Annotated in this window: 9 protein-coding genes, 1 tRNA gene and 1 pseudogene; 8 read left to right on the forward strand and 3 right to left on the reverse strand. The window is 75.1% G+C overall.

The features are described from left to right. The 4 genes from B7L92_RS27275 to B7L92_RS27290 all read left to right on the forward strand — a co-directional run. Positions 1–425, forward strand: a 425-nt coding sequence (locus B7L92_RS27275) for a LacI family DNA-binding transcriptional regulator (RefSeq protein WP_143626383.1), incomplete at its 5' end; no start/stop codon positions are given. A gap of 130 nt (positions 426–555) precedes the next feature. Continuing rightward, positions 556–1,206, forward strand: coding sequence for a GntR family transcriptional regulator (locus B7L92_RS27280; protein ID WP_081240023.1), 651 nt, complete (start codon positions 556–558; stop codon positions 1,204–1,206). A gap of 337 nt (positions 1,207–1,543) precedes the next feature. Beyond that, on the forward strand, positions 1,544–2,779 hold the full coding sequence (gene lhgD / locus B7L92_RS27285; protein WP_081240024.1) for an L-2-hydroxyglutarate dehydrogenase: 1,236 nt from the start codon (positions 1,544–1,546) through the stop codon (positions 2,777–2,779). Positions 2,780–2,908: 129 nt separating this feature from the next. Beyond that, positions 2,909–2,982, forward strand: a tRNA-Pro gene (locus B7L92_RS27290). A 169-nt stretch (positions 2,983–3,151) separates the two neighbouring features. On the opposite strand, the gene absR1 is transcribed toward B7L92_RS27290, so the two are convergent. Further along, positions 3,152–4,237, reverse strand: a complete 1,086-nt coding sequence (absR1, locus tag B7L92_RS27295) for a beta-glucuronidase AbsR1 (protein WP_081240025.1) — start codon at positions 4,235–4,237, stop codon at positions 3,152–3,154. A 96-nt stretch (positions 4,238–4,333) separates the two neighbouring features. Here absR1 and B7L92_RS27300 point away from each other — a divergent pair, with 96 nt between their 5' ends. Beyond that, positions 4,334–6,259, forward strand: coding sequence for a LuxR family transcriptional regulator AbsR2 (locus B7L92_RS27300; RefSeq protein ID WP_081240026.1), 1,926 nt, complete (start codon positions 4,334–4,336; stop codon positions 6,257–6,259). A 9-nt stretch (positions 6,260–6,268) separates the two neighbouring features. Here B7L92_RS27300 and B7L92_RS27305 read toward each other — a convergent pair whose 3' ends face one another. Further along, the gene (locus B7L92_RS27305) at positions 6,269–8,842 is read right to left on the reverse strand and encodes a CHAT domain-containing protein (RefSeq protein WP_255311162.1); all 2,574 of its coding nucleotides are present in this window, start codon (positions 8,840–8,842) and stop codon (positions 6,269–6,271) included. Positions 8,843–9,007: 165 nt separating this feature from the next. Between B7L92_RS27305 and B7L92_RS27310 the strand changes: the two genes are divergently transcribed. The 3 genes from B7L92_RS27310 (at position 9,008) to B7L92_RS27320 (ending at position 11,633) form a co-directional block, all read left to right on the forward strand. Then, positions 9,008–10,438: a S8/S53 family peptidase gene (locus B7L92_RS27310; protein WP_081240028.1), complete on the forward strand. Its 1,431-nt coding sequence runs from the start codon at positions 9,008–9,010 to the stop codon at positions 10,436–10,438. Between the two features lie 59 nt (positions 10,439–10,497). After that, complete coding sequence (locus tag B7L92_RS27315; RefSeq protein ID WP_004980085.1) at positions 10,498–11,073, forward strand: RNA polymerase sigma factor; 576 nt, start codon at positions 10,498–10,500, stop codon at positions 11,071–11,073. A 68-nt stretch (positions 11,074–11,141) separates the two neighbouring features. Continuing rightward, entirely contained in the window at positions 11,142–11,633 is a 492-nt protein-coding gene (locus B7L92_RS27320; protein ID WP_081240029.1) for a hypothetical protein, read from the forward strand. Between the two features lie 67 nt (positions 11,634–11,700). Here B7L92_RS27320 and B7L92_RS42740 read toward each other — a convergent pair. Continuing rightward, positions 11,701–11,939 (reverse strand): annotated as a pseudogene (locus B7L92_RS42740) (N-formylglutamate amidohydrolase); the annotation flags it as partial.

An 11,939-nucleotide genomic window follows, 5' to 3' on the forward strand; every position in this document is an offset into this window, starting at 1 on the left:
AGCTGCGCCGGCGCAGCTTCGAGGCGACGATGCGTCACCACGGCCTGGCGGGCCGGGCGGTGGTGGAGACCGGCGACCTGACGGAGGAGGGCGGCTACCGCGCCACCGTCCGGCTGCTGAACCGCCCCGACCGCCCCACCGCCGTCTTCGCCGTCAACGACATCACCTGCGTGGGCGTCCTGTCGGCGGCCGAGGAGCTGGGACTGCGGGTCCCGCGGGACCTGTCCGTGGCCGGCTACGACGACACGAGCATCTCCCGGCTGCGTCACCTGTGGCTCACCACCGTCGACAACGCGAGCCACGAGGTCGGCCACCGCGCGGCCCGCCTCCTCCTCGACCGGCTCGGCACACCCGGCGGCACCGGGGAACTCCACCTGGTGGCGCCGACGCTGGAGATCCGGGGGACCACCGCGGCCCCCGCCTGACGTCCGCCCGCCGGCCCCGTACCGCCCGGGTACGGCTCCGCGGCGCCCGCAGGGGGCGACGAACAAAATTGTTGACAATTGTGTTTCGTCGGATGTAGGTTCGACGGCCACTCATTCAGGGAGAGCGACGATGCCGAACCAAGCCAGTCCGAGCTCCGGGGAGCAGGCCAAGCAGCATGCGCTCGCCCGGCTGCGGCAGGCGATCCTGCAGGGTGAGATGGCACCGGCCCAGCGCCTGGTGGAGAACGAACTCGCCGAGCAGTTCGGTGTGACGCGGGCCAGCATCCGGGCGGCACTGATCGAGCTGGAGGCGCAGGGACTGGTCGAGCGGATCCGCAACCGCGGTTCGCGGGTGCGGGTGGTGACCGTGGAGGAAGCGGTCGCCATCACCGAATGCCGGATGGTGCTGGAAGGGCTCTGCGCGGCGAAGACGGCCGTGGCGGCGACCGACGAGCAGTTGGACGAACTGGCCGACCTGGGTGCGGCGATGACCAAGGCCGTGGCCGACGGCGAACCGCTCACCTACTCCGACCTCAATCACGAACTGCACGCCCGCGTACGGGAGTTCTCCGGTCAGCGGACGGCCGTGGAACTGCTGGAGCGGCTCAACGCCCAACTGGTGCGCCACCGCTTCCAGCTGGCGCTGAGGCCGGGGCGGTCGCAGCAGTCCCTGAACGAGCACCTGGCCATGATCGAGGCGATCCGGGCCAGGGACCCGCGGGCGGCCGAGGAGGCCGTCCGCGCCCACCTCGCCAGCGTGATCGAGGCGCTGCGCGGCTGACCCGCGGCTCACCGGCACGCGGGGCGGGCACCCGCCCGTCACCGAGGAGACGCGAGCACGCCCCACGGCGACGCGCCCGACGCCCCGCCCCGGCCGGCTCTCGTCGTCACCGCGCACACGGAGCGCTCCGGCGGTGCCGCCGCCCGCGCCGTCTCCCCGGTGGGCCGACCCGGAGCGGACCGCCAGGGGGCGCGAGAGCCGCCGGAAGCCGTGCGTTCGGAAGCCGTGCGTCGCCCTTCCCCCGGGCCGGACCGTCGCCGTCCGCCCCGGTGCCCGAACCGCGTGTCCGAGACTCGAGGGAGGCGACGAAGGACAATGAGGAACGAGGAGGACGCCCGTGGCTGACGAGACGGTCGGGATCGTCGGTGCCGGCATCGTGGGCCTGGCCACCGGCCGGGAGATCGCCCTGCGCCGCCCCGGCACCAGGGTCGTGGTGCTGGAGAAGGAACGGGAGGTCGCCGTCCACCAGACCGGACACAACTCCGGAGTGGTCCACGCCGGCATCTACTACTCCCCGGGCAGCCTCAAGGCCGCTCTGTGCGTGCGGGGCGTGTCCCTGCTGCGCGAGTACTGCCAGGAGCGCGGACTGCCCTACCGGGAGATCGGCAAGCTCGTCATGGCGGTGCGCGAGGACGAACTGGGCCGGATGGAGGACCTCTTCGAACGGGCCGGGAACAACCACGTGCCCGAGCTGCGGAAGATCTCCCGGGAGGAGATCAGGGAGATCGAGCCGCACGCCGGCGGCATCGCGGCCCTGCACTCCCCGCGCACCGCGATCACCGACTACCGGGCGATCGCCCGTGCGTTCGCCCGGGACATCGAGGCCTCGGGCGGCGAGGTCAGACTCGGCTTCCCGGTCACCTCGGTCACCCGGGTCCCGGGCGGCATCGAGGTGGCCGGCACACCGGCGGGGGCCTCCCCGGCCGACGGCCCGGAGAGGGTGCGCGTCGACCGCCTGATCCTCTGCGCCGGTCTGCACTCGGACACGGTGGCCCGGCTGGCCGGGGACGGCGGCGACCCCCGGATCGTGCCGTTCCGCGGCGAGTACATGCTGCTCAGGCCGGACCGCACCCACCTGGTCAACGGCCTCCTCTACCCGGTCCCCGACCCCCGCTACCCCTTCCTCGGCGTGCATTTCACCCCACGGGTCGACGGCTCCGTCGAGGTCGGCCCGAACGCCGTCCTGGCCCTGGCCCGGGAGGGCTACAGCCTCGGCAGGATCTCCTTCAAGGACCTCGCCGGCCTGGCCGCCCACCCCGGTGTCTGGCGCATGGCCGCCCGGCACTGGCGGACCGGCCTGAAGGAGTACCGGGGCTCGCTGTCGAAGGCGGCCTTCATGAAGGACGCCGGGCTGTACGTGCCCGAGGTGGGCACCGCCGACGTCGTCCGCGGCGGTGCCGGCGTCCGCGCCCAGGCCCTGGACCGGGACGGCACCCTCGTCGACGACTTCCGCATCCACACCGCGGGCCGCGTCACCGCCGTCCGCAACGCGCCCTCACCGGCCGCCACGGCCAGTCTGGCGATCGCCGAGCACATCGTCGGCGACGTGTACGGCGGCCGGAGCGACGGTTGAGCCGCCCCGGCGGCCCTCGGCGCCCCCGGAAGCCTTCACGGTCCGAGCCGGGGCGGCCCCGGCGCCCCGGTGCGTCCGTATGAGGTAATGTTGATCCTCGTGATCACGCGGTTCACCGCGTGCACACATCGGGACGTGGCGCAGCTTGGTAGCGCACTTGACTGGGGGTCAAGGGGTCGCAGGTTCAAATCCTGTCGTCCCGACGGTGAGAGAGGTCCTCACGGGCGAGAGCCCGTGAGGACCTCTCGTCGTCCGGGGACCGGCCCGTGGCACGGGCCGGATCCGTCACCCTCCCCCGAAGGTGACGGATCCGGCCGCTTCCCCCGGCGCCGGACAGTGGATCGGGGCGTCCGTGTGCGGTCGGTCGTGCCGTCACCAGCACATGACCGCCGTCTCGCCCGAACCCCGGGCGGAGTACAGGCGGACACGGACGTAGTAGCGGCGGCCCCTGACGAGCCGGGCCGCGATCGTCGCGTTGCGCGGGGTCCCCCCGTCGTCGTGGCCGGCGAGGAAGCGGGGCTCCCCGTCCCGCTCCTCGAAGAGCACGACGACCGTGTCGCCGTCGCCGAAGGTGCCCACCGTGTAGTCGCGGGTCTCCGGCGGATCGATGCGGAAGTCCGCCTGCTCGCCCGGGCCCAGACCCAGCGGCACCGAACGGAACGGCACCAGCGCGGGCGGTCGCGGCGGATCGGCCGGCGGGTACCAGCGGAGCACGAACTCCTTGTCGCCGGGGGACAGGGTGCCCGGCGGATGCACGCCCCCGCGGTACTGCTCCGGCTCCAGGATCAGCCCCGGCGGCACGGTGTACTGCATGATCGACTGCGGGTCCCAGACGGAGCCGTTCACCTCGTCCGGACCGATCCTGCGCAGCACGTTGTGGAACGTCCGGTCCCGGCTCCAGTGGTTCGGCGGACCCGCCAGTTCGGCGTACACGGCCTCGTCGTCCCAGTGGAGGCCGGCGTACGGGCTCTGGTGCTCGTGCAGCATCCCGAGCGCGTGCCCGATCTGGTGCAGGGCCGTCGCGCGTTCACCCGGCGCGGTCAGGTCCCAGCCGAAGTTCATGGTGCGGTCGTGCACGCCGGCCCGGAGCGCGTCCCTGCCCACGGCCGACCAGGAACCGTCACCGAGCTGGAACCCGATGCGCAGCTCCGCCTCGGAGCGGTCGCGGACCTCGGTGAAGGCCAGCCCGATCCCGAGGCCGCGCCACTCCTCGAAGCACTCGCGCACCACGTCCTGCTGCTCCTTCGCGCCGCCCCAGGAAACCCAGCGGGTCCGCCCGGTCCCGGGGACGGCGATGACCGATCCGTCGGTGTCACCGTGGAAGAAGCAGTAGTGCAGCACGGTGCCGTTGACCCACATCCGCCGCCCGGCGACCAGCGCGCCGAGCCGCTCGGCGGCCAGGCCCGGCGGATACGCGGGGGCCGGCTGCGGCGGCAGCGAGCAGTGGCGAGCGGTCATGGGCCACAGACTGCCGTGCCACCGGACCGGGGCGCCTGAGTCGGGGTCTGCTCAAGTGGCCCTGTATCAGAGGTGAGTACCGGCGCTCCTGTTCATGTGACGACGACATGGCGACGGGAAGCGACCGGACCGTACGAGCCGTACGGGCCCGGTGAGAAGGACGCGACGACGCTTCGTCCCCCCTGGCCGTTCACCGGCCGGGAGGACGAACTCGACCTGGTGCGGCGGTCGCTGACCGGCGTACGGCGCGGCCTGGTGGTGACCGGCCCGGCGGGCCGGGGCAAGACCCGGCTCGTCACCGAGGCCGTCCGGGGCACCGACTGCGCGCACGTCACCGGGACGCCGCGGACCCGGGACCTCCCCTTCGCCGCCTTCGCCCCCCTGCTGCCCGAGTCCGTCACCCTGCACCGCGCGCTGCACCTCCTGTCCGGGACACGGACGCTGCTGGTCGACGACGCCCACCTGCTCGACGACGCCTCCGCCGCCCTGGTCCACCAGCTCGCCGTGCGGGGACGCACCCGGCTGCTGGTCGTGGTGACCGACGGCGAGCCGGTGCCCGCCGCCGTGTCGCGGCTGTGGACCGGGGAGCTGCTGCCCCGCCTGGCGCTGCCCGAGCTGCCCCGGGAGGAGACCGCGCGGCTGCTCGAGGCGGACGCGCACCGCCCCCTGGAGCCGCTCACCGTGAACCGGCTGCACCGTCTGTGCGGCGGGGACCTGCGGCTGCTGCGGGAACTCCTGGCCGCGGTGTGCGGGCACGGGCGGCTCACCCGGGCCCCGGGCACCGACGCCTGGGCGTGGCGGGGGCCGGTGCCGTCGACCCCGCTCGTGCGCGAACACACCGCCCGCCTCCTGGAGCGCGTCCGCCCCGAGGAGCGCGAGACGCTCGACCGCCTCGCCTTCGCCGAACCCCTGCCGCCGGACCCGGAGGACCTCGACCTCGCCGCCCTGGAACGCCTGGAGAGCGAGGGCCTGGTGGACGTCGACGAACCGCCCCCGGGTCCCGGCTCCGCCCGGCCGGCAGGCGCCCCCCTCGGCGTGCGGCTCGCCCACGCCCTGCACGGCCCGGTCCTGCGGGCCGCCGCCGGCCGACTGCGGGCCCGCCGACTGGCCCGCGCGCCCGAGGAGTACGGCCCCGCCCTGGCCGCCGAGTCGGCGGAACTGACCCGGCGGATCGAACGGGCCGACGTGACGGTGGTCCCGGCGCCCGTGGGGGACTGGCTCGTGGCGGAGGGAGTACCGGTCCCGGCCGGGTACGCGGCCCTGCGCGCCCGGTACGCGCGGCTGCGCGGCGAACTGCGGGAAGCGGCCGCATGGGCCCGTGAGGGCCTGCGCAGCGCTCCCGACGACCCGTCCTGCCGCGCGGAACTCGCCCGTACCGGGACCCGGCCGGCCGACCCGGTCGGGCCGCGCGGCGGCCCCTGCGACGGCGGTCCCTACGACGGCGGGCCCTGCGGCAGCGACCTCTGCGACAAGCGTCCCCAGGATGGCGACCCCCACGATGGCGACCCCCACGGCGGCGACCCCCACGGCGGCGACCCCTACGACGCCGTACGTCTCGGCACCCCCGAACGGGCGGCCGGCCGGCTCGACGGCGTCTTCGCCGACCACGCCGACGCCCTCGCCCGTGCCGACGGACCCGCACTGGACCGGGCGGCCGAGGAGCTCCGGCGGCGCGGCTTCCTGCTGTTCGCCGCCGAGGCGCACGCCCAGGCCGCGGGGGCCCACCGGGACCCGCTCGCCGCCCGCACCTCACGCACCCGCGCCGTCGCCCTCGCCCGCCGCTGCCAGGGCGCCCGCACCCCCGCACTCGCGGGACTGGTGCTGGGCGAACTCACCGCACGGCAACGGCAGATCGTCACCCTGGCCGCCGCGGGCCTGAGCAACCGGCAGATCGCGGAACGCCTCACGCTGTCCGTCCGCACGGTGGGCAACCACCTGTACGGCGCCTACGCCCGTCTCGGCGCCGGTGACCGCGGCGCCCTGCCGCGGCTGATGGAACCGGCCCGGGCGCAGTCGGCGTGAAGCACCCGTTCAGGCCGCCCCGAACGCCGAGAACGCCCACCCGGTGGCCTGGTGCAGCGCGTCACCGGGCAGCGCGGCCCGGGCGTCGCGCAGCGCCTGGGCGAGCGACAGCCCGGCACCGACCCCCTGGTGCAGCGCGAGCATCAGCGGCACCACGGCGGCGTCGTTGACGGGCGCGCTGCACGCCACCACCCCCGCCGTGCCCAGCGGCAGCAACGCCGTCACCAGGCCGAGGAGTTCGTCGGCGCCGACGGTGGCGAACCGGGCGGTGTCGCAGCAGGACAGGATGATCCGGTACGGACTGCGGTCCAGGCGTTCGAAGTCGTGGACGATGAGCGGCCCGTCGGCCATCCGCAGCGAGGAGAACAGCGGGCCGTCCGCGCGGAACGCGCCGTGCGCGGCGATGTGCGCCAGCGCGGCCCCGTCCAGTTCCGCCAGCACCCGCGGCACCGTCGCGTCGTCGTGCTCCAGGACCGTCGCGCCGCCGTAGCGGCCGGCCAGCTCGGACACCTCCGCGCCGCCGGTCGCCAGACCCGGCCCGCGCACCAGCACCTGGCGGCCCCCGGGCGGCGGCGCGGTCTCCTTCGCGCGCAGCCAGCTGCTCGCCGACGGCGACACGCTCAGCACCCGCTCCCGCAGCGACGGCAGCAGCGCCCACGGCACCCGGTGCAGCCGCCCCGGCGGCACGATCACCACCGGACCCGTGCCCAGGTGCGCCGCCGCCGGGCCCAGCAACAGCTCCTCCAGACGGCGGCCCGCGGCCTCCACCACCGGCAGCCGGGCCTCCGCCCCCGGGTGCGCCAGCCTGCGCAGCCCGGCCTGCACGTGCTCGGCCTCGGTCTCCGCCGCGGCCAGCAGCCCCGCCTCGAACCGCCGCACCCGCCCCTGCCCGCACAGCAGCACGTGCACCCGCCCGTCGAGCACGGCCAGCTCCACCAGCTGTCCGCCGTCCCCCTCGTCCAGCCGCCCGAGCAGCCGGCCGACGTCGAAGCGGTCCCCGCCGTCGGGGGCCGCACCGCGCATGTGCAGCGTCCGCGAGCGGATCTCCCGTTCCAGGCGCCGCTGCTCCCGCTCCAGCGCCGGTACGGGCTTGCCCTCCTGGCGGGCCTCCTCCGCGCGGGCGGCGATCTCCCGGTAGGCGGTCATGCCGCTGAGCAGCGCGGGGTCGGCGGGCGGCCGGGTGGGCGGCGCGGACAGCGCGGTGGCCCGCCAGCGCTCGCTCCACACCAGCAGCCGCCGCGGTCCGCCCGAGACCAGGCTGGCCCGCTGGGCCAGGGCGGCCAGCTCCGCGCCCTGCGCGGTGGCGCGGGCCCGCAACTCCGAGGCGCCCAGCGTCATCCGGTGGTCGTCGAGCACGTCGAGGCCGCGCCGGCAGGCCTCCAGCACACCGCGCGCGGACCCGGCGGCCCGCGCGCGCAGCGCCTGCGCCGCCCAGCCCGTCATCCGCGCGAGCGGGGGCCCGCTGCGCCTGCTGCGCGCGGCGGCCGCCAGGTGCCGCTCCGCGTCCGCCGTCCAGCCGAGGTCCAGCGCGATCCGTCCCGCGAGCAGCGACGCCTCCGGCGCGGCCGGCGCGCCGAGCGCGACCAGCCTCTCGGCCACCGCCGCCGCGTCCGCGACCAGCCGTCCCGAACCCCGCCCGGCCGCGTGCCGCGCCTCGATCAGCACCAGCCGCGCGTGCGTCTCCCACCAGTTGCGCCGCTGCCCCGCGAACAGCTTCACCGCGAGCGCCGCGCGGGCGATCGCCGTCTGCGGGTCGTCCGCCAGCCGGGCGGCCCGCGCGGCGGCCAGCAGCAGTTCCGCCTTGCGGGTGGACTGCCCGCCGATCCCGTCGAGCGTCCTGATCGCCGCGTCCGCCTCGGCGAGCGCCTCCGCGGCCAGCCCGGCGGCCATCAGCACCTCGCACCGCCGGATGTTCAGCATGAACGTCGGCGTCCCCAGCTTGGCGTACCGTTCCTCCGCCTCGTCGAGCAGCTTCAGCGCCGCCGGGATGTCGCCCGAGCGGAACGCGGCCTGCCCCCGGCTCTCCACCGCGTCCGCCTTGTCGTGCTCCTGGTCCGTGGTGTCCCACAGCGTCTCGGCCGCGGTGAAGTCGGCGTCCGCCCGCTCCACCGAGCCCAGCGCCAGGTGCACCGTGGCCCGCAGGGTCAGCGCGCGTGCCGTCCAGATCACGTCGTCCGCCTGCCGCAGCACGGGGACCGCCCGCCGTACGTCCTCCAGGGCGTCCTGGTGGTGGCCCAGCACCCACCACGCGTACGCCCGGCGGAACAGCACGCGCGCGCGGGTGTGGCCGGTGCCGCGCTCGACCCCCCGGCCCAGGGCGTCCATGCCCTGCCGAGTGCGCCCCGCGTGCACCAGTGCGACCCCGAGCGTGGCGAGGACGTCCGCCTCCCGCTCGGCCGAGTCCGCGCGCGCCGCCCAGTCCCGGGCCCGCCGCAGATGGGACAGGGCGAGCCGCATGTCGCCGAAGTCCCGCTGCCAGATGCCGATCACCTGGTGGGCGACGGAGGCGTGCAGGGGCGGGGGGCGGTCGCGCAGCACCCGTTCCGCCCTCGCCAGGGCCTCGCCGGGGGCGGCGAACACCATCGGCAGCAGCTCCGGCACCGATTCGCTTCCCGCTGTCACCTTACGGATGGTAGTGCTCCGCAACCGCGCCCCACAGAGGTGACGTTGTATCAAACGACCGTCTCAGGGCTCTGATTCAGGACAGTCCGCGGCCCCGGCCGCCGTCGCCCCAGTGGAGGACACGCCATGGCACCACAGCGATTCCGCGAGCAGTTCGATCAGATCCAGCGTTCGATGCCCGACGTCCCCCTGGCGATGGGACCGGACGACGCGGGGGAGTTCCTCTACGAGAAGGGCGTCGTCCTCGCCCGCGACGGCGAGGAGGCCCGCGTCGTCGAGGACACCGTGCGGCAGCACTTCACCACGTTCGCCGGGCTCGCCCCGGACCACGTGCGCCGGACGAGCCCGGAGACCAACCGCTCCGGCATCACCCGCATCCGGGTCGCCGACCCGGGGCAGGGCGACGGCAGCGGCGACCCGGCGGTCGCGGGCGCGCTGCGCGCGCTCTCGGCGACCGAGGGCCGCGCGGGACGCCGGCTGATCAGCCGCAACCACGTGGTGTCGATCGCGGTCAACGCCTGCCCCGGCGACGAGCCCGTGCCCGTGCCGGTCGGCGAGCGGCCCAACCCGGCCGCCGCCGAGGCCGCCCACGACCCGGACAGCGCGGTCGGCGTCCTCGTCATCGACACCGGTCTCATGCACGACCACCGCTCCTACCCGCTGCTCGCCCACACCCGGGGCGACGCCCAGGTCGAGGAGTGCGACGGCGAGGGCGTCCTGAAGCAGTACTGCGGACACGGCACGTTCATCGCCGGCCTCGTCGCCGCCGTCGCCCCCAACACCGACATCACCGTCCGCGGCACGCTCAACGACGCCGGTGCCGTCCTGGAGTCCGAGTTCGGCGAGAAGCTCTTCGAGGCCGTCGACCGGGACGGCTGGCCGGACGTCATCAGCCTCTCCGCCGGCACCTCCAACGGCCGCACCGACGGCCTCCTCGGCGTTGACGCGTTCATGCAGGAGCTGCGCGAGCAGCACACCCTGCTGGTCGCCGCCGCCGGCAACAACGGCAGCGCCACCCCGTTCTGGCCCGCCGCCTACGCGAGCCTGCCCGGCTACGAGAACGCCGTGCTGTCGGTCGGCGCGCTGCGCGCCGACGGCGAGTTCGGCGCCTGCTTCAGCAACCACGGCGCCTGGGTGTCGGCCTACGCCCCCGGCGAGCGCCTCGTCAGCGCCCTCACCGGTTTCGACACCCCCGTCCCGTACGTGTACCAGCACTCCACCTACGACGCCTGCCGCTACGGCTTCTCCTACGCCTGCACCTGCCGGTACCCGCGCCACACCGGCGTGCTGAGCGAGGAGGACGGGTCCGCCAAGCCGGACCAGGTGATGTTCGAAGGGCTTGCCCAGTGGAGCGGCACCTCGTTCGCCACTCCCGTCGCCGTCGGCATGGTCGCCGCCCACATGACCGCGCAGGCGCAGACCGACCCGCGCAAGGCCCGCCGGCAGTTGCTGGAGGCGAACACCGAGTTCGCCGAGGTGCGCGGGGCGCACGTCCCCGCGCTCCTGCCGCCCACCTGGCGCCCGGTGGGGGCCTCGCTCCCCTCCGTACGGGCATGAGGACCGGAGCCGCTCCCTCCGCGGCGTACGATGACGTGCCGTACACGAGGGGTGGAACCGTGGAGCGTACCGATGTCGGCGCGTTGGTCCGGTCCGCCGCCGACGGAGACGCGGCGGCCTGGAAGGCGATCGTGGAAGGGCTGGGCCCACTGGTGTGGTCCGTGGTGCGCGCGCACCGGCTCTCCGACGCCGACGCGCACGAGGTCTACCAGACCGTGTGGTTCCGGTTCGCCCAGCACCTGGGGCGGATCCGTGAACCGGACAAGGCGGGCGCCTGGCTGTCCAGCACCGCGCGGAACGAATGCCTGAAGGTGCACCGCAACGCGCGCCGGCTGATGCTGACGGACGATCCGCACCTGCTGGACCGGGTCAGCGAGGACGGCGCGCCGGAGCAGTCGCTGCTGGAGGCGGAGGAGGCGGCCGCCCAGAGCGAACGCGTACGGCGGCTGTGGCAGGAGTTCGAGGAACTGGGTGAGCGGTGCCGGCAGTTGCTGCGCGTCCTGATCGCCTCACCGCCGCCCAGCTATCAGGAGGTGTCCGCCGCGCTCGGTATCGCGGTGGGCAGCATCGGACCCCTGCGCCAGCGCTGTCTGCGCCGGCTGCGGGCCCGGCTCGAGGCACGGGGGGCGGCATGAACGGCACGGACGACGCACACGGCACGAATGACGCACACGGCACGGACGACGCACACGGCATGAACGGCATGAACGGTGGGGCGGCGTTCGACGAGGACCCCGCAGCGGCGGAGCCGGACGGCGAGGACCTCGACGCCGAACTGCTGGAGGAGGAACTCCGCCGGGCGGCCGCCGTGCTGGACCCGCTGCCGCCGGCACTGCTGCAGACCGCCGTGGACGCCTACGCGCTGCACGACCTCGACGCCCGTGTGGCCGAGCTGACCTTCGACTCGCTGGTCGACGCCATCCCGGTCAGGGGAGCGATGGACGCGCCGCGCATGCTCACCTTCAGCGCGGGCGAGGTCACCGTCGACGTCGAGGTGACCGGGCAGGGCCTGATGGGGCAGTTGCTGCCGCCCCGGCCGGCCCGTATCGAGGTGCTCGGCGGACCGCAGCCGGGCGCCCCGCTCACGGCCGACGACATGGGCCGCTTCACCGCCGACACCCCGCCCTCCGGTCCGTTCGCGCTCCGTCTGCGCACCGGCGGGGACGTGGTCGTGACGGAGTGGCTGCGCGCCTGAGCCCCGGGGCGGGGGCGGCGTCGGCACGCCCCCGCGGGCGTCGCGGGCTTCACGCCCCTCCGGGACGTCAGCGCGTCACCGCGTCCACCAGCGCTCCCAGCGCCGAGGCGAGCCGGGACAGTCCCGGCCCCGCCGGTCCGCCCGGCTCGCTCATGTAGGTGTCCCGGCGGATCTCCACCATCAGCGCGGTCACCTCGGCCCGCTCGCCGTGGAACTCCAGCGGCACGTACGTCCCGGCGAACGGGCTGTCCAGCCCCGTCTCCCCGCACGGCGCGAACGCCTCGCGGGCCGCGTCGAGCAGCCCGG

Origin of the sequence: Streptomyces viridosporus (genome assembly GCF_002078235.1) — a bacterium.
GTDB lineage: Bacteria > Actinomycetota > Actinomycetes > Streptomycetales > Streptomycetaceae > Streptomyces > Streptomyces viridosporus.

Coding starts and splice junctions, on each gene's coding strand:
- B7L92_RS27320 (WP_081240029.1), top strand. CDS start 11,142: ATGAACGGTGGGGCGGCGTTCGACGAGGACCCCGCAGCGGCGGAGCCG.
- B7L92_RS27305 (WP_255311162.1), bottom strand. CDS start 8,842: ATGGTGTTCGCCGCCCCCGGCGAGGCCCTGGCGAGGGCGGAACGGGTG.
- B7L92_RS27310 (WP_081240028.1), top strand. CDS start 9,008: ATGGCACCACAGCGATTCCGCGAGCAGTTCGATCAGATCCAGCGTTCG.
- absR1 (WP_081240025.1), bottom strand. CDS start 4,237: ATGACCGCTCGCCACTGCTCGCTGCCGCCGCAGCCGGCCCCCGCGTAT.
- B7L92_RS27280 (WP_081240023.1), top strand. CDS start 556: ATGCCGAACCAAGCCAGTCCGAGCTCCGGGGAGCAGGCCAAGCAGCAT.